The 19,829-nt window shown below is 68.9% G+C and carries 17 protein-coding genes; 6 read left to right on the top strand and 11 right to left on the bottom strand.

The genetic code is table 11. From position 1 onward, the window contains the following. A partial coding sequence (locus QZ753_RS18710; RefSeq protein WP_294645866.1) for a PAS domain-containing protein occupies positions 1-1,658 on the bottom strand: 1,658 nt, incomplete at its 3' end. 280 nt (positions 1,659-1,938) lie between these two features. Further along, positions 1,939-4,581 carry an aminopeptidase N gene (gene pepN, locus QZ753_RS18705; protein WP_294645864.1) on the bottom strand — a complete coding sequence of 881 codons (2,643 nt, stop codon included), beginning with the start codon at positions 4,579-4,581 and terminating at the stop codon, positions 1,939-1,941. A 251-nt stretch (positions 4,582-4,832) separates the two neighbouring features. On the opposite strand from pepN, the gene QZ753_RS18700 reads away from it, so the two are divergent. Then, the gene (locus QZ753_RS18700) at positions 4,833-5,783 is read left to right on the top strand and encodes a DMT family transporter (protein ID WP_294645863.1); all 951 of its coding nucleotides are present in this window, start codon (positions 4,833-4,835) and stop codon (positions 5,781-5,783) included. Between the two features lie 57 nt (positions 5,784-5,840). On the opposite strand, the gene QZ753_RS18695 is transcribed toward QZ753_RS18700, so the two are convergent. Together QZ753_RS18695 and QZ753_RS18690 are read right to left on the bottom strand one after the other, a co-directional pair. Next, positions 5,841-6,176 carry a hypothetical protein gene (locus QZ753_RS18695; RefSeq protein WP_294645861.1) on the bottom strand — a complete coding sequence of 112 codons (336 nt, stop codon included), beginning with the start codon at positions 6,174-6,176 and terminating at the stop codon, positions 5,841-5,843. A gap of 117 nt (positions 6,177-6,293) precedes the next feature. After that, entirely contained in the window at positions 6,294-7,118 is an 825-nt protein-coding gene (locus tag QZ753_RS18690; protein WP_294645868.1) for a uracil-DNA glycosylase, read from the bottom strand. A 203-nt stretch (positions 7,119-7,321) separates the two neighbouring features. Here QZ753_RS18690 and QZ753_RS18685 point away from each other — a divergent pair, with 203 nt between their 5' ends. Beyond that, positions 7,322-8,980: an electron transfer flavoprotein-ubiquinone oxidoreductase gene (locus tag QZ753_RS18685; protein ID WP_294645859.1), complete on the top strand. Its 1,659-nt coding sequence runs from the start codon at positions 7,322-7,324 to the stop codon at positions 8,978-8,980. Between the two features lie 19 nt (positions 8,981-8,999). On the opposite strand, the gene QZ753_RS18680 is transcribed toward QZ753_RS18685, so the two are convergent. The 3 genes from QZ753_RS18680 to QZ753_RS18670 are packed head-to-tail and all read right to left on the bottom strand — an operon-like array spanning position 9,000 to position 11,684. After that, positions 9,000-9,950 (bottom strand): endonuclease/exonuclease/phosphatase family protein, encoded by a 951-nt coding sequence (locus tag QZ753_RS18680; protein WP_294645857.1) that lies wholly within the window; start codon positions 9,948-9,950, stop codon positions 9,000-9,002. 46 nt (positions 9,951-9,996) lie between these two features. Next, positions 9,997-11,496: an AMP nucleosidase gene (locus tag QZ753_RS18675; protein WP_294645855.1), complete on the bottom strand. Its 1,500-nt coding sequence runs from the start codon at positions 11,494-11,496 to the stop codon at positions 9,997-9,999. 38 nt (positions 11,497-11,534) lie between these two features. Then, positions 11,535-11,684, bottom strand: a complete 150-nt coding sequence (locus tag QZ753_RS18670; protein WP_156369231.1) for a hypothetical protein — start codon at positions 11,682-11,684, stop codon at positions 11,535-11,537. 185 nt (positions 11,685-11,869) lie between these two features. On the opposite strand from QZ753_RS18670, the gene QZ753_RS18665 reads away from it, so the two are divergent. Next, positions 11,870-12,577 carry a glutathione S-transferase family protein gene (locus QZ753_RS18665; protein WP_294645853.1) on the top strand — a complete coding sequence of 236 codons (708 nt, stop codon included), beginning with the start codon at positions 11,870-11,872 and terminating at the stop codon, positions 12,575-12,577. 4 nt (positions 12,578-12,581) lie between these two features. Here the strand turns inward: QZ753_RS18665 and QZ753_RS18660 are convergent, their stop codons facing one another. From QZ753_RS18660 to QZ753_RS18650, 3 genes are all read right to left on the bottom strand, one after another. Next, entirely contained in the window at positions 12,582-13,712 is a 1,131-nt protein-coding gene (locus tag QZ753_RS18660; protein ID WP_294645850.1) for an acyltransferase, read from the bottom strand. Next, complete coding sequence (locus tag QZ753_RS18655; RefSeq protein ID WP_294645848.1) at positions 13,712-14,062, bottom strand: DUF2147 domain-containing protein; 351 nt, start codon at positions 14,060-14,062, stop codon at positions 13,712-13,714. Before QZ753_RS18655 ends, QZ753_RS18660 begins: the two co-directional genes overlap by 1 nt. Before the next feature lie 102 nt (positions 14,063-14,164). Then, positions 14,165-14,524 (bottom strand): DUF2147 domain-containing protein, encoded by a 360-nt coding sequence (locus tag QZ753_RS18650; RefSeq protein WP_294645846.1) that lies wholly within the window; start codon positions 14,522-14,524, stop codon positions 14,165-14,167. A gap of 335 nt (positions 14,525-14,859) precedes the next feature. Between QZ753_RS18650 and QZ753_RS18645 the strand changes: the two genes are divergently transcribed. After that, positions 14,860-15,132, top strand: coding sequence for a sel1 repeat family protein (locus QZ753_RS18645; protein WP_294645844.1), 273 nt, complete (start codon positions 14,860-14,862; stop codon positions 15,130-15,132). A gap of 10 nt (positions 15,133-15,142) precedes the next feature. Here QZ753_RS18645 and QZ753_RS18640 read toward each other — a convergent pair whose 3' ends face one another. Next, complete coding sequence (locus tag QZ753_RS18640; RefSeq protein WP_294645842.1) at positions 15,143-16,240, bottom strand: pyridoxal phosphate-dependent aminotransferase; 1,098 nt, start codon at positions 16,238-16,240, stop codon at positions 15,143-15,145. Between the two features lie 181 nt (positions 16,241-16,421). Here QZ753_RS18640 and QZ753_RS18635 point away from each other — a divergent pair, with 181 nt between their 5' ends. Both QZ753_RS18635 and QZ753_RS18630 read left to right on the top strand, forming a co-directional pair. After that, on the top strand, positions 16,422-17,546 hold the full coding sequence (locus tag QZ753_RS18635) for a DNA repair exonuclease (protein ID WP_294645840.1): 1,125 nt from the start codon (positions 16,422-16,424) through the stop codon (positions 17,544-17,546). 3 nt (positions 17,547-17,549) lie between these two features. Then, the coding region (locus QZ753_RS18630) for an AAA family ATPase (protein WP_294645838.1) at positions 17,550-19,829 on the top strand (2,280 nt) is incomplete at its 3' end.

Genomic DNA, 19,829 nt, shown 5'->3' with positions numbered 1-19,829 from the left:
CCGAAGCTCTCCTCGCGCATGATCTCCGAGAAGCCGATGATGGCGTTGAGCGGCGTGCGCAGCTCGTGGCTCATGTTGGCGAGGAACGTCGTCTTCGCCTGGTTCGCGCTCTCGGCGCGCTCCTTCTCGATCATGTAGTTGCGATTGAGCTCGGCGAGCTGCCGCGCCTTGGCCTCGGCGTCGCGGCGGGCGGTCGACAGGTCGTTGATGGTCGCCATGAGGCGGCGCTCGGAGTCCGATAGGCGCTCCTGATGCACCTTCAACTGCGTCACGTCGGTGCCGATCGACACGTGGCTGCCGTCGCCGGTGACGCGCTCGGACACCTGCAGCCAACGCCCGTCGGCCAGGAGCGTCTCGGTTGCCCGCTCGCCGTAGACGAAGCTCGGGCTGGTCAGCTTGCGCTCCTCGATCGGCCGGCGCGCCTTGGCGCGCACCGTCTCGAACGGGGTGCCCGGCCGCACGTCCTGGTCCGTCAGCCCGAAGACCTCCTGGTATTTCGTGTTGCACAGGACGAGCCGGTGGTCGGCGTCCCAGAGCACGAAGGTCTCGGAGATGTTCTCGACCGCGTTCTGGAGGCGGAGGTTCGCCTCGTCGGTCATGCGGGCGAGGATGTGGTTCTCGCTGATGTCGACCGCGACACCGATCAGGTGGATGTCGTTGTCGGGGTTGCGAACGATCTCGGCGCGGGCGCGCAGCCAGAGATACTGCCCGTCCACATGACGCATGCGGAACGAGCGCTCGATGTTGCCGACGCTGCCCGAGGCGATCTGGCGGGCGAACTCGAAGAAGGAGCCGTCGTCGGGATGCAGGAGGTTCGAGACCTCCGCGAAGGAGAGGACGCCGTCGCGCGGCGGCAGGCCGAGCATCTCGTACATCGAGCGCGACCAGAACATGCGTCCGCGCGACAGGTCCCAGTCCCACAGGCCGCAGCGGCCGCGCGACAGCGCGGTCTCGACGCGGTGGTGCTGCTCGCCGAGGAGGCGGTCCGCGGCGACGGCGCGCGTCGCCTGCCGGAAGTAGGCGACGAGGATCGCGAGGAGCACGAGGGCGGTGACGCAGAACAGCGTCACGTTGAGCGAGACGGATTTGCGCCAGTCGGCGAAGATATGCGCCTCCTCCCGGATGAGGACGACGCTGCCGAGCGGGCCGGACAGGAGCGCGGCCGAGGCCATCGCGTCCTCGCCGGCCCACGAGACCTCCATGACGCCCGCGCGCTCGCCGAACACGAGAAGCGGCTGGCCGCCATCCACCAGCGTGCCGACGTCGGCGCCGAGCGCGCTGTCGTGGCCGGGCGTCGTGGCGACGACGCGGCCGTCCTTGTCGGCGTTCATCGCGATGAGGCCCTTGGCCTTCGAGGACACGGGCAGGGCGCTGTTGACGAGGATCTGAGCGCGGGTCGCCGCATCGTCGGTGCGCGAATCCAGCGCCGCGTCCTCGGCCCGCAGAAGGCTGGCGGTGATGCGGAGATCCTCGCTGGCGCGCTCTTCCATGGCGTCGCGCTCCTCGATCAGCGCCGCCAGAAGCACGACGGCGATCACCATGAGGAAGCCGATGACGAAGACCGGGATGGCCCGTCGCAGGATGGGTTCGAGTTCGGCGATGCGGTCCAGCCCCGGCTGGGGAATGCGGCGGCGGACGCGCTGCAGGAGGGTCGTCAATCTCTCCGTCGCCAGGGATGAGTCATCCCGTGCCGGAGCGCTTGTCGCGTCCGAACCCATCAATCCCATCCCTCGTCGCCGCATGCGACCCGGGCGCCGCAAGCCCGAATCCGAGGGTTAATGAATCAGACGGGGACTCGCTTGTCCAGAAGCGCGGTGCGAGCGGGGGTCAGCGGTGCAATCCCGAATTCTGATTGTTGCACGGGATCAACAGGGGTTATCCGCAGCTTTCGCAGACTGTGGTTAACAAACCATTTCCACGAAATTTTTCATCCCGCCGTCATGAGAGCGTGCGGTCGAGAATGTCGCGCATGTCGTGCGAGAGTTCCGGTCGGCTCGCAAGGGCCGAGAGCGCGGCCCGCGCCGCTTCCTGGCGAACCGGCTCGAAGGCGCGCCAAGACCGGAAGGCCGTGGCCAGCCGGGCGGCGGTTTGCGGATTGAGCCGGTCGAGTTCGCCGAGGCGCTCCGCCGTCCAGCGGTATCCCGCGCCGTCGACACGGTGGAAGACGCGCGGATTGCCGGTCGCGAACCCGCCGATCAGGGCCCGCGCGCGGTTGGGATTGGCCATCGAGAATTTCGGGTGCGCGGCCAGCTCCCGAACGGTGTCGAGCGTTGCATTGGACGGCACCGTCGCGCGCAGCGTGAACCACTTGTCGAGGACGAGCGGGTCGTGCGCGTAGTCGGCATAGAAGCGGTCGAGCGCCTCCCTCGCTTCCGGCGTCCCGGCAAAACGGTGGGCGAGGATCGTGGCGGCCGCCATGCGATCCGTCATGTTGTCGGCCGCGCGGAACGCCTCGGCGGCGAGGGCCGGCGTGCCGTCGGCTGCGCTCAGATACATCAGAAGCGCGTTCGACAGGGCGCGACGTCCGGCGCTCGCCGCGTCGGGACTGAAGCCCTCGCCCGAACGCACCAGCCCGTCGCGTACCCGGCGGAAGGTCTTGGCGCCCGCCGTCGCGACCGCGCGGATCGCCGCTTCGCGCGCCTGGTGGATCGCCTCCGGATCGACGTTCGACCCGACCAGCCGCGCGATCTCCGCCTCGCCCGGAAGCGCAATCATCAGTGCCCGCAGCGCCGGCTCGAGCCGCTCCTCGGCGGCGCATGCGACGACGGCCTCGATCAGGCGCGGATCGAGCGCCGCGCGGCCGGCGCCGGCCGTCGAAGCCGCCCGCAGGGCCTCGCCCATGAGATCGGTGAGCGCGCGCCAGCGTCCGAATCCGTTCGGATCGAGACGGGCGAGGGCGAGACGGTCCTCGTAGCTCTGTTCGTGGCGCAGCGTGACCGGCGCGGAGAAGTCGCGCAGGATCGACAGGCGCGGCCGCTCGGCAAGATCGGAGAACACGACCTCCGCCTCCGCGGTGACGAGATGGATCACGTCGCCTTCGACCTCGGCCGTCCCCGCCGTCGGTTCGGCCGCAAGGTCATTGCCGTCGCGCGCGACCAGCCCGAAGCGGACCGGAATGTGCATCGGCTCGGTATCCGTGCCCGCCGCGCCGCGGGCAAGGCTCTGGCGCAGCGCAACGGTCAGACGCCCCGCTTCGAAATGCTCGGCGACATGAAGGTCCGGCGTGCCCGCCTGATCGTACCAGAGCGCGAACTGCGAGAGGTCGGTGCCGGTCGTCTCCGCAAAGCAGGCGAGGAAGTCCTCGATCGTCGCGGCGTCGCCGTCGTGGCGGGCGAAGTAGAGGTCCATGCCGGCGCGGAAGCCCTCCTCGCCGAGGATGGTCGCCAGCATGCGCACGAGCTCCGAGCCCTTCTCGTAGACCGTGGCCGTGTAGAAGTTGTTGATCTCGCGATACTGGCGCGGTCGGACGGGGTGCTGGAGCGGACCCTGGTCCTCCGGGAACTGCTGCGCCTTCAGGCCGTGCACCGAGGCGATGCGCTTGACGGTGCGCGACCGCTCGTCGGCGCTGAACTCCTGGTCGCGATAGACCGTCAGCCCTTCCTTCAGGCAGAGCTGGAACCAGTCGCGGCAGGTGATGCGGTTGCCCGTCCAGTTGTGGAAGTACTCGTGGGCGATCACGGTCTCGACGCCCGCATAGTCGCCGTCCGTCGCCGTGTCCGGCGCCAGAAGCACGTACTTGTGGTTGAAGACGTTGAGACCCTTGTTCTCCATCGCCCCCATGTTGAAGTCGGAGATCGCCACGATGTTGAAGACTTTCAGGTCGTATTCCCGCCCGAACCGCCGCTCGTCCCAGACCATCGAACGCTTCAGCGCGTCCATCGCGTAAGCCGCACGATCGGCAAGGCCGGGTTCGGTGTAGATCGCGAGATCGACGGCGCGCCCGCTCTGCGTTTCGAACGTGTCGGTGAGAACGTCGAGCCGACCCGCGACGAGCGCGAAGAGATAGGAGGGCTTCGGGTGCGGGTCGTCCCAGACGGCATAGTGCCGGCCGTCGTCGAGATCGCCGTGTTCGCCGGGATTGCCGTTCGACAGGAGGATCGGCGCCGCCTCGCGGTCCGCCTCGATCCGCACGCGGTAGGTGGCGAGAACGTCGGGGCGGTCGAGGAAATAGGTGATGCGGCGAAAGCCCTCCGCCTCGCACTGGGTGCACCATACGCTGTTCGAGCGGTAGAGGCCCATCAGCTCGGTGTTGGTCTCGGGCGTCAGCCGCGTCGCGATCCTCAGCGTGAAGGGGCCGGAAGCCGGCAGGTCGCGGATCGTCAGCCGGTCGGGCGTCGCCTCGAAGCGCTCGGCCCCGACCGCCGTCCCATCGCAGTCGAGGGCGGTGAGCGTCAGCGCGTCGCCGTCCAGCACCAGCGGCTCGGCGGCGTCCGCGTCCGCGGAGCGCTCCATGTCCATCACCGTCTCGACGTCGGTGTGGCCATCGTTCAGCGAAAAGCGCATGTCGACGTGGCGGATGCGGAACGCGGGCGGACGATAGTCCGAAAGGCGGATTACCTGTCCGTCGTCGGTGCGCTGCATGGCTCGGGCCTTTCCCATCTCGATCCGACGGGGATAGTCGCCATGCCGACGCTTGCCAACGGGAAACCGCGTTCACGCCCCCGCGCCCTTCGTCGCGAAAGGTGAGGCGCGGCGAACGTTTGAGGCCTCGACCCGCAGGGCGGCCGCGCCTAAGAGTGCGCCGTCGCCATCCTGCATGACGGGCCCGGCGGCGATCGCCCCGACCAAGGCGCGAAGGTCGCGCCTGTTCCAGCCGAAGTCGATCCGCAACGATGAATGCCCCGATCCACCACGCGCCCGCTCTCAAGCCCATGGTGGGCATCGGCCTGAAGGTGGTCTCGGTCACCGTCTTCGTGGGCATGCAGACATCGCTGAAGGCGCTCGGCACTGACATTCCAGCCGGGCAGCTCGTCTTCTTCCGCTCCTTCTTCGCGATGGTGCCGGTGCTCGCCTATCTCTGCTGGCTCGGCACCCTGCGGACGGCCTTCCACACGCGCGACATCGGCGGCCATTTCCTGCGCGGCGCGATCGGTGTCACGTCGATGGCGCTCGGCTTCTATGCGATCGGCCGCCTGCCGTATCCGGAATGGATCACGATCTCCTACGCCTCGCCGCTTCTGACCGTCGTCTTCGCCGCGATCATCCTGCGCGAGCAGGTGGGGCGCTTTCGCTGGACCGCGGTCCTCGTCGGCCTGTGCGGGATCGTGGTGGTGATCGCCCCGAACCTGTCGCTCGACCTCGGCGCCCTGTCGAACGAGGAGCGGCTCGGCATGCTGGCCTCGCTCGCGGGCGCGGCCTTCGCGGCGGTCGCGATGATCCAGGTCCGCCGCCTCGTGCGCACCGAGCCGACGACCACGATCGTCGTCTACTTCTCGCTGTGCTCGAGCGTCATCGCGCTCGTCAGCCTTCCGTTCGGCTGGGTGTGGCCGACCCCGTGGCAGGCGACGCTCTTGATCCTCGCCGGAATCTTCGGCGGCGTCGGACAGCTTCTGCTCACAGCCTGCTACCGCTATGCCGAAGCCTCCACCATCGCGCCGTTTGAGTACACATCGATGCTGATGGCCGTCACGATCGGGGCGACGGTGTTCGGCGAGGTCGCGAGCCCGACGACGCTGATCGGCGCGACCATCGTCGTGTCCGCGGGCGTCTTCATCATCCTGCGCGAGCACCGGCTCGGCCTCGAGCGCCGCCGCGCGCGGAGCGCCTCGCCGCCGCAGACATGAAAAAGGGCGCGAACCCCTGAAGGTTCGCGCCCCGTCGCTGTTCAAGGCGTCACGAACTTAGTACCCGAAGTACCAGTTCTTGCTGCCCTTGTTGTAGTTGTAGAAGGCAGCGCCCGACCCCGGAATGCCAAAGCTGGACGGCGCTGCGTCCTCCGGTTGCTGGGCCTGCGACCGGCCGTAGCTCTGCCGGTTCGGGGCACCATAGGTCGCGCTGTCGGCCGAGCGGGCGGCCTGCTTGCGCTGCTGGTCCCACATCTTCTCCTGCCGGTCGTGCTGATAACGAACGGCCTTCTCCTGACCCGTCATGACGTGCTTGGTCTGCTGGGCCATCGCCGAGCCTGCAAGGCCCGTGGTGGCGATCAGGGCGGCTGCGATCATGGCTGTGGTCTTCATGATCGAAACTCCTCATCGTTGACTGGCGCCGGTCGCTCCCTTCGGCAGCCGGCTTCACCGGTAGTCCGCCCCGTTAACGCACGTCACACGTCCGGGTTTCACAAAAAACGATAAGCGTCACATATTGTTTTGATCGGCCAGCGTCGGTTCGGCGAGCTTCTCCCGCAGTGTTTGCAGATCGCGCCATGCCAAGCGCTTCTGCGTCGGCTGGCGCAGGAGGAAGGCCGGATGGAGGATCGGCAGGACCGGCAGTTGGAGGCCGCCGGGGGTCGTCAGGCTGAGCCAGCGTCCCCGCAGGCGGGTGATGCCTTCGTCTGTGCGAAGCAGCGCGCGGACGGACGAAGAGCCGACCGACACGACGACGCGCGGGCGCACGAGCTCGATATGGCGCAGCGTGAAGGGGAGACAGGCCTCCGTCTCGGCCGGCGTCGGGGCGCGGTTGCCGGGCGGCCGCCACGGCACGGTGTTGGTGACACGCACCGCGTCGCGCTCGATCCCGATCGTCGCCAGCATCCGATTAAGAAGCTGGCCGGACTTGCCGACGAACGGCTCGCCTGCCAGATCCTCGTCGCGCCCCGGCGCCTCGCCGACGAACATCACGTCGGCGTCCTCGGCGCCGTTGCCGAAGACGAGGTTCTTGGCCGTCTGACGAAGCCCGCAGCCCATGAAGGCGGCCAGCATCTCGCGCAGCTCACCGAGGGTCTGCGCGCGCCCCGCCTGATCGCGCGCATCCGCGGCAGAACTGGCGTCCGCGTCGGGGGCGATGGGTGCGGGACGGGCGGTGACGGCCGGATGGGTCGCGGGCGCCGGGGCCTGCGCCGGCTTCGACTCCGGTGCTGGGCTCCGTCGCCTCGATGCCTCCGCCTCGGTCTCGGCGAAGCGATCGCGCGGCGTCTCGCCGACGAAGGTCGAGATGCCGGCCTGTTCGTACCAGGCCAGCATGGCACGCCATTCGTCCAAGGGAGCTGTCGCGTCGGTTATAGACATGCCGCACCATACCGGCGATCCAGTGAAAACGCACGCATTCGTCAACGCCGATGACGTTTACGTAAGAATGTCGCGTGTCGCTTCCGGGAATTCTCCTGTATGAGCGGCCACAACCATTTGGACCTTTTCCAGACTCGATCCGAGGGAGGACGTTGCCCGTGTCAGAGACAGCCGCCGAGCGCGAGTCGATGGAGTTCGACGTTGTGATCGTGGGGGCGGGCCCGGCGGGCCTGTCGGCCGCGATCCGTCTGAAGCAGGTCGACCCGGACTTGTCCGTCGTCGTCCTGGAGAAGGGCTCGGAGGTCGGCGCGCATATCCTGTCCGGCTGCGTGCTCGACCCGTCCTCGCTCGACACGCTCCTGCCCGAATGGCGCTCCGAGGAGACGCCGATCCGCCAGCGCGTGACGGCCGACAAGTTCTTCGTCTACGGCCCCCACGGCTCGGTGCGCCTGCCGAACTTCGGCCTGCCGAAGCTGATGGACAACCACGACAACTACGTCGTCTCGCTCGGCCTCGTCTGCAAATGGCTCGCCGAGAAGGCCGAAGCGCTCGGCGTCGAGATCTATCCGGGCTTTGCCGCCACCGAGATCCTGTTCGACGAGGCGGGCGCCGTGCGGGGCGTTGCCACCGGCGACATGGGCATCGAGCGTTCGGGCGAGCCGGGCCCGAACTACCAGCCCGGCATGGAGCTGATCGGCAAGTACGTGCTGATCGGCGAGGGCGTGCGCGGCTCGCTCGCCAAGCAGCTGATCTCGCGCTTCGACCTCGCGAGGGAAGCCGACGCGCCGAAGTTCGGCATCGGCATCAAGGAGCTCTGGCAGATCGATCCGACCAAGGCGAAGCCCGGCCTGATCCAGCACTCGTTCGGCTGGCCGCTCGACATGAAGACCGGCGGCGGCTCATTCCTCTACCACCTCGAGAACAATCAGGTTTACGTCGGCTTCGTCGTCCACCTGAACTACGCGAACCCCTATCTCAACCCGTTCGAGGAGTTCCAGCGCTTCAAGACGCACCCGGACATCGCCGAACTCCTGGAGGGGGGCAAGCGCCTGTCCTATGGCGCGCGGGCGATCTCGGAGGGCGGCTACCAGTCGGTGCCGAAGCTCGTCTTCCCAGGCGGCGCGCTCCTTGGCTGCTCCGCCGGCTTCGTCAACGTGCCGCGCATCAAGGGCGTGCACAACGCGATCTCCAGCGGCATGCAGGCGGCCGAAGCTGCGGCCGAGGCCATCGCGGCGGGCCGCGCGCAGGACGAGCTGGCCCCCTACGAGGCCGGCTGGCGGTCTTCGCCGATCGGGCGAGACCTCTTCCGCGTGCGCAACGTCAAGCCGCTCTGGTCGAAATACGGCACCGCGCTCGGCATCGTCGCCGGCGGTCTCGACATGTGGGCGCACCAGCTGATCGGCCGCTCGCTGTTCGGAACGTTGAAGCATGGCAAGACCGACGCGGCCTCGACCGAGCCGGCGGCCAGGCACAAGCCGATCGCCTATCCGAAGCCCGACGGCGTGCTGACCTTCGACAAGACCTCGTCGGTGTTCCTGTCCAACACCAACCACGAGGAGGACCAGCCGGTTCATCTCAAGGTGAAGGACATGGGCCTGCAGAAGGCGTCCGAGCACGACGTCTATGCCGGGCTGTCGCAGCGCTATTGCCCGGCCGGGGTCTACGAGTGGATCGAGGACGGTGCGGACGCGCCGCGTTACCAGATCAACGCGCAGAACTGCGTCCACTGCAAGACGTGCGACATCAAGGATCCCAACGGCAACATCACTTGGGTCCCGCCGCAGGGCGCCGAGGGGCCGGTCTACGGCACGATGTGAGGCGGATTGCCGCCCCGCGTTAGCGGGCGGCGACCGTGGTCGTCTCGCCGTCGGTTGCGGGCGCGACCGAGAAGCGGACGAGAACCGGCAGGTGGTCGGAGGCGGTCGCCGCCGGCCGCTCGACGCTGTGGATGGTGACAGTCGGCGAGGCGAGGAGATTGTCGATCCCGAGCCCGACGAAGCGCGCGGCCTCGGTCGGCAGGCCATCCAGCATCCAGGTCGGACCGATGCCGCGGACGACGCGGGTGTTCGTCGTTCGCGCATAGGTATCGAGGAAGGCACTCCAGCCGGCGGCGTTGAAGTCTCCCGCGAGGATCAGCGGCGCCGGCAGGGCGGCGAGCATCTCGCGCGCGCTGTCGAAGCGCCGCCACTGGCTGCGCGGCCAAGGCCAGAGCTGGTGGTGCGAGGCGATGGTGACGGCGGTGCCGTTGAGATCGATGCGCGCGGCGGCGAGCGAGTCGCCGACGTCGCAGATCGGCGTCGAGCCCGCCACGAAGGGGCGGCGCGAGAGAATGGCGGAATCGCCATGGAAGCCGTCGGCCTCGAGACACACGGCCTGATAGGGGTAGCTCGTCTCCAAGGGGGCGAGCCCCTCGCGCCAGTCGCCGGTCAGCTCCTGCAGGGTGATGATGTCGGGCCGCGTCTCGGCGATCCGCCGGATCGCTTCCGCCCGGTCGCCGGCGTTCCAGAGAAGGTTCATCTGGAGGAGCGTGTAGACGGGTCTCCCGTCATCGGGGACGGGGCGCATCGGCATGACGTAGGGCGCGACGCTCGCCAGCGAGATGCCCGCTACGACGAAGCCGACCAAGCTGCCCGCCCAGTGGCCGAGAAAGATGCCGGGGATCGACAGCGCGAGGAGCGCCACCGCGGCATGGGCGCGGAAGTGCGAGAACGTGTCGAGCGGACGCGCGAAGCCGCCGAGGAAGCCGAGCACCAGAAACAGCGCGGCGCCGAATAGAAGGACGTTCACCACGCGGTGCCACCGAACCCTTGTCATGATGCGAGCGACCGACGCCTTACTGGAACGCCGACTCGAAGAAGGACCGCAGCTTGCGCGAATGGAGACGCTCGACCGGCATGTCGGCGAGGCTCTGCATGGCGCGAATGCCGATCCGGAGATGCTGCGCCACCTGCCGCTTGTAGAATTCGGTCGCCATGCCCGGCAGCTTCAGCTCGCCGTGCAGCGGCTTGTCGGACACGCAGAGGAGCGTGCCGTAGGGCACGCGCAGGCGATAGCCGTTGGCCGCGATCGTCGCCGATTCCATGTCGAGCGCCACGGCGCGGGACTTCGACAGGCGCTCCACCGGCTCGGTCTGGTCGCGCAGCTCCCAGTTGCGGTTGTCGATGGTCGCGACGGTACCGGTCCGCATGATGCGCTTGAGATCGTACCCCTCGAGGCCCGTCACGTCGGCGACGGCCTGCTCCAGCGCGACCTGCACCTCGGCGAGCGGTGGGATCGGGACCCAGGCGGGCAGGTCGGCGTCCAGCACATGGTCCTCGCGGACATAGGCGTGGGCGAGCACGTAGTCGCCGAGCGCCTGCGTGTTGCGAAGACCGGCGCAATGCCCGAGCATCAGCCAGGCGTGGGGGCGCAGCACCGCGACGTGGTCGGTGATGGTCTTGGCGTTGGACGGGCCGACGCCGATGTTGACCATGGTGATGCCGTTCGAGCCCGGCCGGGTGAGGTGGTAGGCGGGCATCTGCGGCAGGCGCTGTGGCGCGAGGCCGCGCTCGGGTTCGAGGGCCCCCGCCAGCGTGACGACGTTGCCCGGCTCGACGAAGCTCTCGTAGCCATGGCCGCCGTCCTCCATCAACGATCGCGCCATGGCGCAGAATTCATCGACATAGAACTGGTAGTTCGTGAAAAGCACGAAGTTCTGGAAGTGCTGCGGGCTGGTCGCGGTGTAGTGCGCGAGGCGCAGGAGCGAGTAGTCCACGCGCTGCGCCGTGAAGGGCGCGAGCGGCAGCGGCTCGCCGGGCTTCGGCACGAAGTTGCCGTTGACGATCCGGTCATCGGTGGCCTCGAGGTCGGGCACGTCGAAGATGTCGCGCAGCGGCTTGTCGAGGCGTTCGGCCCGCGCCCCGTCGACATAGGTCCCCTCCGGCAGGGCGAAGTGCAGCGGGATCGGCGTCTTCGACAGGCCGACCTCGATCGGCTGGCCGTGGTTCTTCAGAAGCTGCTCGAACTGCTGGACGAGATAGTCGCCGAAGAGCTCCGGCCGTGTGATCGTGGTGGCGTAGTGGCCGGGGCCTGGCACGAAGCCGAAGGACAGGCGGGAATCGACGCGCGCGTGGCCGACCGTGCGGATCGCGACCTGCGGATAGAAGGCGCGGTAGCGGCGCGACGTGTCGCTGGTCTCCAGGACCTCGTCGAAGCTCTCGCACAGGAAATCGACCGAGGCGGCGTAGATGCGCCGCAGGGCTTCGACCGCGGCCTCCGCATCGAGGAAGGCCTTCGCCGCGATGGGCGGCGGCGTCAGGGGTTCGGGGGCGGGCTGCGCGAAACGGTCGGTCATGACCCTTTCTAGCGGAGGACCGTGACAGGCGAAATGGGTCAGCGAACGCAGACCGCCCCCTGGTCGTAGCAGCCGTGGCTGACGGTCGCGACCGGGCTGTGCGCGGCGCGATCGCGCTCCACCAGCGTCGAGAAGCTGACCGCGAAGAGGGCGAGAAGCGAGGTGACGACGGACAGGCGGACGATCATGGCACTCTCCCGAGGATCTGCGACGCGCGATCTTTGCGTGCCCAAGCTGAATTCGGGCTGGCGTCACCGTTCAGTTGACGTTCACGCAGTGTCTGTTCCGGCTGCGCTCGCCAAGCGGCGGCGTCCGCCCCACCTGATGCGACGACGCGCGAGGTTTGGCGTCGACGAGACAGTCTGGAGGCCGCATGGTCGAGCAAACGAAACCCATCGAACTGCACTACTGGCCGACGCCGAACGGCTGGAAGGTGTCGATCCTCCTGGAGGAACTCGGCGTCCCCTACGATCTGAAGCTCGTGAACATCGGCGCGGGCGATCAGTTCAAGCCGGAGTTCTTGGCGATCTCGCCGAACAACCGGATGCCGGCGATCGTCGATCCCGAGGGACCGGGCGGCCAGCCGATCTCGGTCTTCGAGTCCGGCGCGATCCTCCAGTACCTCGCCCGCAAGTTCGGCCGCTTCTATCCGACCGACGAGCGCCGGCGCGTCGCCGTGGACGAGTGGCTGTTCTGGCAGGTCGGGGGTCTCGGGCCGATGGCCGGCCAGGCGCATCACTTCCGCCAGTACGCGCCGGAGAAGATCGCCTACGGGATCGACCGATACACCAACGAGGTCAACCGCTTGTACGGCGTCATGAACAAGCGGCTTCAGGACCGCGAGTTCCTGGCGGACGAGTATTCGATCGCCGACATGGCCTGTGTAGGCTGGATCGTCCCGCACAAGAACCAAGGGCAGGACCTCGACGACTTCCCCAACCTGAAGCGCTGGTTCGAGACGCTGAATGCCCGTCCGGCGGTCGAGAAGGGGCTGGCCGTCGGCAAGGAGGAGCGCGAGCGGCTGAATCTTGCGCAGGACAAGAACGCCCAGAGCGTCCTCTTCGGCCAGCGCGCGCGCTGACCCGTCAGGTCTTGAACAGGAAGATCACGGCGACGATCGCGTAGACGCCGACATAGATCCACGCCCAGCGGCGGAAGCTCTCGGGCGTGGATTGATCCGACCGCTTGCGCAGCCATGCGTAGAGACGCAGATCCAGCATGCCGAGCGGGATGGCGAGGAGCAGGGCACCGACGACCGCCACTGTCCACGCCGCCGCCCCGGTGAAGGGCAGGTGGTTGTAGGTGAACGAGATCACCGGCATGTGGCAGAGGTAGAGCGCGTAGCTCCAGTCGCCGAGCTTGGTCGCCACGCGCTGGGGCACCGAGTTGTCGGCGCTGCGCGCCTCGAACGAGATCGCAAGTCCGACGAGGATCACCGCCGAAACGCCGGCAAGAAGGCGCCCCATGCCGACCGAATCCGTACCCGGAATGGCGATGGCGGCCGCGACGGCCAAGCCGGCAAGCGCCGGGTGGAAGACGTTTCGGCGCACCAGCCAGGGGATCAGCAGCCCACCCGCGAACGCAGCCGTCGCCGACATGAAGGGAAGCTCGGTGATGTGGACCGCGATCCGCGCCTGGTTGTCGGGGTTGACCAGCGTGCCCCCGACCGACAGAACGAGCGCGAGAAGGGCGATCGCCTCCAGCCGGCGGGCGAGACCCGCCGCGGCGACGAGGAAGAGCGCGACATAGAAGGCCAGCTCGAACACGAGCGTCCATTCCACCATCAGCCGGTAGTTGCCGTTCTGGCCGATCGCGACGAGCGACAGTGCGCGCATGTCGAGGCCCGGATTGTTCCAGAACACGAAGGGCAGGGCGACCGAGGCGATCAGGAAGATCGGGTAGATCCGCAGGATGCGGTGGATCAGGAAGTTCGACGCCGGCGTGGTCTTCAGGATGTCGGCCATCAGCGCGCCGGAGATCGCGAAGAAGATGGCGACGCCGAGGATGCCGAAGCGATGGTTGAAGATCTCGGCGAAGCGGTCGTCGCCGAGGACGGCCGCAAGATGGCCGGACGCGTGGTAGAAGACGACGAACAGCGCCGCGACGGCGCGCAGCCACTGGACGTTGCGGTTTCGCGACCGTCGCTGGAAGACCGGCTCGTGAACGGCCTCGGCGCTGGCGGCGGGTTGAGCGCGAACCTGCGGGGCGGCGGACATCAGCCGGCTCCCCCGACGCGGGTCCAGACCTGCGACCGGCAGAAGACCTTGGCGACGCACCCGGTCAGCGTCAGCTTATCGCCGGCGATCTCGACGCGGCCCTCGTAGCTCTTGTCGCTGCTCGGATCGACGACGGTGCCGGTGTAGCGCCCGCCGCCGCCGGTGACTGTGCCGGCTGTCTTGCCCTTGTAGGCGCCGGTCCGGACGGTGGAGCAGAAGCTCCCGCCGCAGGGGCGGTAGTCCACCGTCTCGCCGTTCGACAGGCGCCATGTGCCGACGATGGCGTCGGCCGCAAGGGCGGGCCACGCGGCGGTGGCGATCGCGGCCGCCAGGGCGAGCGGGTACAGCATGGAAGGGCTCCGGAATTGACCGGGGCGAGCGATCCCCCGAAAGGGATCACCCCGTCAAGTACGCGGCTGCAACCGCTGGCCGCCCGTCTCCCGCCGGACGCCTCAGAGGCGGGTCAGCGACTGCGAGCGGCAGATCAGCCCGCCGAGGACGCAGCCCGAGACCGAGAGCGTGTCGCCCGTCAGCTTGCCCTTGCCGGAATATTCCTTGCCGCCCTTGGTGTAGTCGGTGACCGTGCCCTGATAGGCGCCGCCGCCGGACGGCGTCATCTTGCCGAAGGTCTTGCCCTTGTTCGGGCCGTTCACGTAGGTCAGGCAGAAGCCGTCTCCGCAGGACGCGATGCGCGCATCGTTGCCGGACGGCATGCGCCAGGTGCCCTCGATCGGGTCCGCCATCGCCGCGCCCGTGGTCGCCGCGCCCGTGGTCGCCGCCAGGGCGAGCATCATCACCGCCAAACGTCTCATCGCATCCTCCCATGCCGCCCCCGTCTTGAACGCGGGATAGGCGGTTGACGCTAACGTAAATGGAAACGTCGAGACCGCCAAGAGGCGAAGGGGCGGAACGCCATCGGCGATCATGCTGAACGGATCGCCACCCGGCATCGTGAAGCAACGGTGAAGCGAATCGCGCGAAGTCCGGCGATGCAGGGGTTTGCGGAGGCAAACCTCCAAGACTTTCCAAAGGTTGAATCCTGCATTCAACTTGAATTAGCCAAGCCTTTTAAGCGCCGGTTCAAAGGACGCTGCCAATCTCGACGAAGGCACCCGAGGGGGCGCAACGGGAACAGGGAACGAGAGACATGGCACGCTTCGAACTTCTGGACGGCGACTTCGGCACCGCGCTCGGCCTTGCTGCGCCAATCGGCGAGACGCTCTTCGCGATGGGCCTGCGCTTTGCTTCGGGCCGCGACGGCGAGACGGACCTCGTGTCGGCCCACATGTACTTCAACCTCGCCGACCAGATGGGCGCGGACGAGGCAAGCACGCACCGTCAGGACGTCGCGGCGATGATGACCAAGGCCGAGATCGGACGCGCGCTGCGCCTCGCCCGCGAGTGGCTGGCCCGCAACTGACGCCGGCCGGTCAGTCCGATGCGTCCGCCAGCGAGGCCGTCAGGGCCGCCGCGAACCGGTCGAGTTCGTCGTCCCGGCCCACCGTCACGCGGATCATGCGATCGAGCGGTGCGACGCCCGGCATGCGGATGAAGACCTGACGATCGAGAACGCCTTCGAGGATGCGCCGCGCATGGGCGCCGTCCCGACCGCAGTCGATCGCCACGAAATTGGTCGCCGACGGTAGGGGGCGAAGACCCGCCGAGGAGGCGATCTGCCCGAGCCGGTCGCGCGCCCGAACGATGCGCGCCACGACGTCCGACAGATACGCCTGGTCCTCGAGCGCCGCGACGGCGCCGGCCTGGGCCATGCGCGATACGCCGAAATGATTGCGCACCTTGTGGAAGTGCGAAACCGTTTCCGCCGCGCCGAAGACATAGGCCACCCGCACGCCCGCCATGCCGTAGGCCTTCGAGAAGGTCCGGAAGCGTAGGACATTGGGCCGCAACGCATCCGCCGGCGGCAGGGCCGAAGCCGGTGCCAGATCGCTGTAGGCCTCGTCGAGGACGAGGAGCGTTCCCTCCGGCACCGCATCCATCAGGCGTTGCACCGCGTCCGCCTCGTGCCAGCTGCCGGTCGGGTTGTCCGGATTGGCGAAGTAGACGAGCTTCGGCCGGACCGCCCGCATCCGCTCGATCAACGCGTCGATGTCCTCGCGGTCGTCGCGGTAGGGCACGAAGTCGAGCACGCCGCCGTGGCCGGTCACATGGTAGTTGAAGGTCGGATAGGCGCCGTGCGAGGTGACCACCGTGTCGCCGGGCTCCAGCACGATCTGCGTCAGGAGGCCGAACAGGCCGTCGATGCCCTCGCCGACGACCACCTCTTCGAAACGGATGCCGAGGTGATCCGCGATCGCCGCCCGCAGCGCGTGGTGCTCGGGATCGCCGTAGGCCCAGCTGTCGCGCGCCGCCCGGCTCATCGCCTCGACCACCTGCGGCGAGGGGCCGAAGACGCTTTCGTTGGCGCCGAGCCGCGCGAGGAACGGGCGCCCGAGCCGCCGTTCCAGCGCTTCCGGGCCGACGAAGGGGATCGTGGCCGGCAGGGCCAGGGTGCGGGCGTTGAACGGCATGGCTTCACTCGCAGAACGGCAACCCCGCCGTTCTAATGGCTGCGGCGCCGCTTTGCATAGAGTGCGCCGCGCCAACGCCAAAGCCGTTGATAAGCGCCGGCCCGAAGCGTTTTCTCCTTGAAACGCCGCCCGCCGCTTCCCACGCTCCCGCCATGACATCCTGCAGCCTCCGACGATCTTCGTGATCCGCTTCGTCCACACGGCCGACTGGCAGATCGGCAAGCCGTTCGGCGGCTACCCCGACGAGACGCGCGCAGAGCTGCGCGCCGAGCGGTTCAACGCCGTGCGCCGCATCGCGGTTCTGGCAGAGGAGCGGGCGGCCGATTTCGTCGTGGTGGCGGGCGACGCGTTCGACGGCAACACGATCTCGGACCGCGACATCCAGCGGACGCTGGATGCGATGGCCGCATTCTCCGGCCCTTGGGTTCTTCTGCCCGGCAATCACGATCCGGCCGTCAGCGTCTCGGTCTGGTCGCGCCTTCAGCGCTTCGAGCATCGCGCCCGGCTCGTGATCGCGGACCGGCCGGAGCCGGTCGAGCTGTGCGACGGCCGCGCCGTGGTGCTGCCCGCGCCGCTCGTTCGGCACCGCGAGGGCGCCGACCTCACCGAATGGTACGACACGGCCGAGACGCCCTCGCATGCGGTGCGCATCGGGCTCGCGCACGGCGCCGTCGCCAACCGGCTGCCGGCTGCGGCCGAAAGCGGCAACCCGATCGCCGACGACCGCGCCGACCGGGCCCGCCTCGACTACCTCGCGCTCGGCGACTGGCACGGCTTCCTCGAGATCGCGCCGCGTACCCTCTATTCCGGTACGCCCGAAGCCGACCGCTATCCCGCCAACGAACCGGGCTTCGTCGCGCTGGTCGAGATCGACGCGCCGGGCACCGCGCCGCGCATCGAGAAACTGCGCACCGCGCGTTTCGACTGGCGGGCGATGGTGGTGGACGTCCACGGCGACGCCGCGCCGCTCGATCACGCGCTGGAAGCGATCGCCGCGCCGGGCGAGGCGCTGGTGGACCTGACCCTGCGCGGCACGCTCTCCTTGCGCGAGCGGATCGCCCTCGACGAGACGCTGGTTGGCTGGCAGCGACGGCTGTTCGACTTGCGCATCCGGGACGACGACCTCCTCGACGAGCCGGACGAGGAGGATCTCGACCGCATCGACGCGGCGGGCTTCGTGCGCACCGCCGTCGATCGGCTGCGCGCCAAGGCCATGAGTCGCGAGGACCCGGAGCGCGCGGCGGCCGCCCTGGCGCTTCGCATGATGTTTGCCGAGCACGCGCGGCTCTGGCGCCGGGAGGCCTGAGCGATGTACCTGCGCTCCCTGACGCTGCGCGAATTTGCGGGCGTGTCGCAGCTGACGCTCGACCGCTTCGAGGACGGGCTCAACGTCGTCGTCGGCGACAACGAGGCCGGCAAGTCCACAGTCCTGACGGCGTTGCGGGCCGCTTTCTTCCAGAAGCATCGCTCGAGCGGCGAGGCGACGCGCGCGCTGGTGCCCTATGGCCGACAGGTGCGTCCCGAGATCGAGATCGGCTTCTCGCTCGGCGGCACCGAATACGAACTCCGCAAGGCCTTCCTTCAGAAGCCCGAGGCGGAGCTCTCCTGGCCCGGCGGCCGGCTGCAGGGCGACGCCGTGGAAGAGCGTCTCGCCGAACTCCTGCGCTTCACGCATTCGGGGGCGCGCAAGCCGAAGGAGGGCGATTTCGTCGGCACGTTCGGCCTCCTCTGGGTGGATCAGGGGCGTTCGACGGAAGGGCTCGACCTCGGTGCGGGGCGTGATGCCGTGACGGCCTCGCTGGAAGGCGAGGTCAGCCAGGTTCTCGGCGGCGAGCGCGGTCGCGCGCTTCTGGCCGCCGCCCGCGCCCGGCAGGAGCGGTTCTTCACCGAGACGCTGCGCGCCAAGGCCGGCTCGCCGCTGCGCGAGGCCGAGGAGCGGCTGGAGCGGGCGCGCGAGGAGCTGTCGCAGCGCCGCGCAGCGCTCGCCGAATATCGCGCCAAGCTCCAGCGCCTGTCGGATCGCCGCTCGGTGCTGCGGTCCTACGAGAAGGACGACGCGCTGACGCAGGCCGCGAGCGCTCTTGCCCGCGCCGAGGCCGACCAGCGCCAGCTCGGAGACCTCCGCCGCGACTGCAACGAAGCGGAGCGCGAACTGAAGCACGCACTCAGCCTGCGCGATCATGCGGGCGAGCGCCTGCGTCGGCGCGAAGCGATGCTGGCGGCAGCCGCAAAGGCGACCGGGCAGGAGCGCGAGGAAGAGGAGCGACTGGCCGAGCATCGTGTCGCGGTCGAACGGGAGCGGCGGCACGTCGCCGAACTCGAGGGCACGCTCGCCGCGGCCCGCGGAGCTCTGAAAACGGCCGAAGCCGAGGCCGATGCCGCGCGCCTTGCGGATGAACGCGCGCGCCTCCGTGATCAAATCTCACGTCTCGACGCTCAGGTGGCCGAAGGGCGGCGTCTTGCGACGCAACTCGAAGCGGCTTTGCGCGCGAGCGAGGCTCGCATCCCGACACGCCGCGACCTTGGCGAGCTGGAGGAAACCGAACGGGCCTGCCGGGAGGCGGAGATCCGCCTGTCCGCCGCATCGCCGACCGTGACCTTCGCGCCGGACGAGGCGGGGGCCGAGGTTCTCGTGGACGGCGTGCCCTTGGCGGACCACGGGCCCCGCGTCGTCTCGGCGCCGACGAGCTTCCAGATTGCCGGCTTCGGCCGTGTCACCATCGAGCCGGGCGGCGGGTCCGCCGCGTTGGCCGACGAAGCGGTCCGCAGTCGCGATCGGCTGGAGAGCCGCCTCTCCTCGCTGGGGCACGACAGCGTCGAGGTGGTTCGCCGTGCCTTGCGGGACGCCGAGGAGCGCGCCGCCGAGACGAAGCGGCTTCGCGAACTCCTGGCGGCTCGGCTTCCGTCGGGGCTGGAGGCGGCGGATGCCGAGTTGCGCGCGCTTCGGGCGGCCGACGAGCGGTTGCCGAACGTCCCCGATCCGTCGACCGTCTCCGTCGATCTCGATGCCGTCCGCGCGCTCGCGCAGGCGGCGCGGGAGCGACGGGCGCAGGTGGAGAGCGCGCTCGAGGCGGCGCGGCGCGATCTCCGAAACGCGGAAACCGATCTGATCGGCCGCGAGGCGGGCGCCGCCCATCGCAGAGCCGAGGTCGAGCGACTGGCACGCGAGGCGGAGGAGGCGGAGGCCGCGCGCCCGATCGCGGCATTGCGCGAGGATCTCGCCGCGACCGAACTCGAGCGCGCCGCCCGCGAGGCCGTGCTCGACGCGCGGCGCCGTGCGCTCGACGCGGGCGATCCCGAAACGGTCGAGCGCACGGTCGCCGCCCGGCGGCGGGCGCGCGACGAGATCGAGCGGACGCTGAACGGCTTGCGCGGCGAGATCGCCAGCCTCGAGGGCGAGATGCGGGTGCAGGGTGCAAGCGCCCTCGACGAGGACATCGCGCGTCTGGAGGACGAGATCGAGGCGGCCGAACGCCTCCGCTCGCGCCTTGCGTTGGAGGCCGAGGCGTCCCGCCTCCTGCATCAGACCCTCCTCCAGGCGCAGCGCGAGGCGCACGAATCGTGGCTGGCGCCGATCAAGGCGCACGTG

Source organism: uncultured Aureimonas sp. (assembly GCF_913775355.1).
In the GTDB taxonomy this organism is placed as follows: domain Bacteria; phylum Pseudomonadota; class Alphaproteobacteria; order Rhizobiales; family Rhizobiaceae; genus Aureimonas.
Note: the sequence above shows the minus strand (reverse complement) of the source record. Positions and strands in the feature narration are given on the sequence as shown.

What these genes read in the sequence shown, in the direction of transcription:
- pepN (WP_294645864.1), bottom strand. Translation starts at nt 4,581, where the DNA reads ATGCAGCGCACCGACGACGGACAGGTAATCCGCCTTTCGGACTATCGT.
- QZ753_RS18700 (WP_294645863.1), top strand. Translation starts at nt 4,833, where the DNA reads ATGAATGCCCCGATCCACCACGCGCCCGCTCTCAAGCCCATGGTGGGC.
- QZ753_RS18695 (WP_294645861.1), bottom strand. Translation starts at nt 6,176, where the DNA reads ATGAAGACCACAGCCATGATCGCAGCCGCCCTGATCGCCACCACGGGC.
- QZ753_RS18690 (WP_294645868.1), bottom strand. Translation starts at nt 7,118, where the DNA reads ATGCTGGCCTGGTACGAACAGGCCGGCATCTCGACCTTCGTCGGCGAG.
- QZ753_RS18675 (WP_294645855.1), bottom strand. Translation starts at nt 11,496, where the DNA reads ATGACCGACCGTTTCGCGCAGCCCGCCCCCGAACCCCTGACGCCGCCG.
- QZ753_RS18670 (WP_156369231.1), bottom strand. Translation starts at nt 11,684, where the DNA reads ATGATCGTCCGCCTGTCCGTCGTCACCTCGCTTCTCGCCCTCTTCGCG.
- QZ753_RS18665 (WP_294645853.1), top strand. Translation starts at nt 11,870, where the DNA reads ATGGTCGAGCAAACGAAACCCATCGAACTGCACTACTGGCCGACGCCG.
- QZ753_RS18660 (WP_294645850.1), bottom strand. Translation starts at nt 13,712, where the DNA reads ATGTCCGCCGCCCCGCAGGTTCGCGCTCAACCCGCCGCCAGCGCCGAG.
- QZ753_RS18655 (WP_294645848.1), bottom strand. Translation starts at nt 14,062, where the DNA reads ATGCTGTACCCGCTCGCCCTGGCGGCCGCGATCGCCACCGCCGCGTGG.
- QZ753_RS18650 (WP_294645846.1), bottom strand. Translation starts at nt 14,524, where the DNA reads ATGAGACGTTTGGCGGTGATGATGCTCGCCCTGGCGGCGACCACGGGC.
- QZ753_RS18645 (WP_294645844.1), top strand. Translation starts at nt 14,860, where the DNA reads ATGGCACGCTTCGAACTTCTGGACGGCGACTTCGGCACCGCGCTCGGC.
- QZ753_RS18640 (WP_294645842.1), bottom strand. Translation starts at nt 16,240, where the DNA reads ATGCCGTTCAACGCCCGCACCCTGGCCCTGCCGGCCACGATCCCCTTC.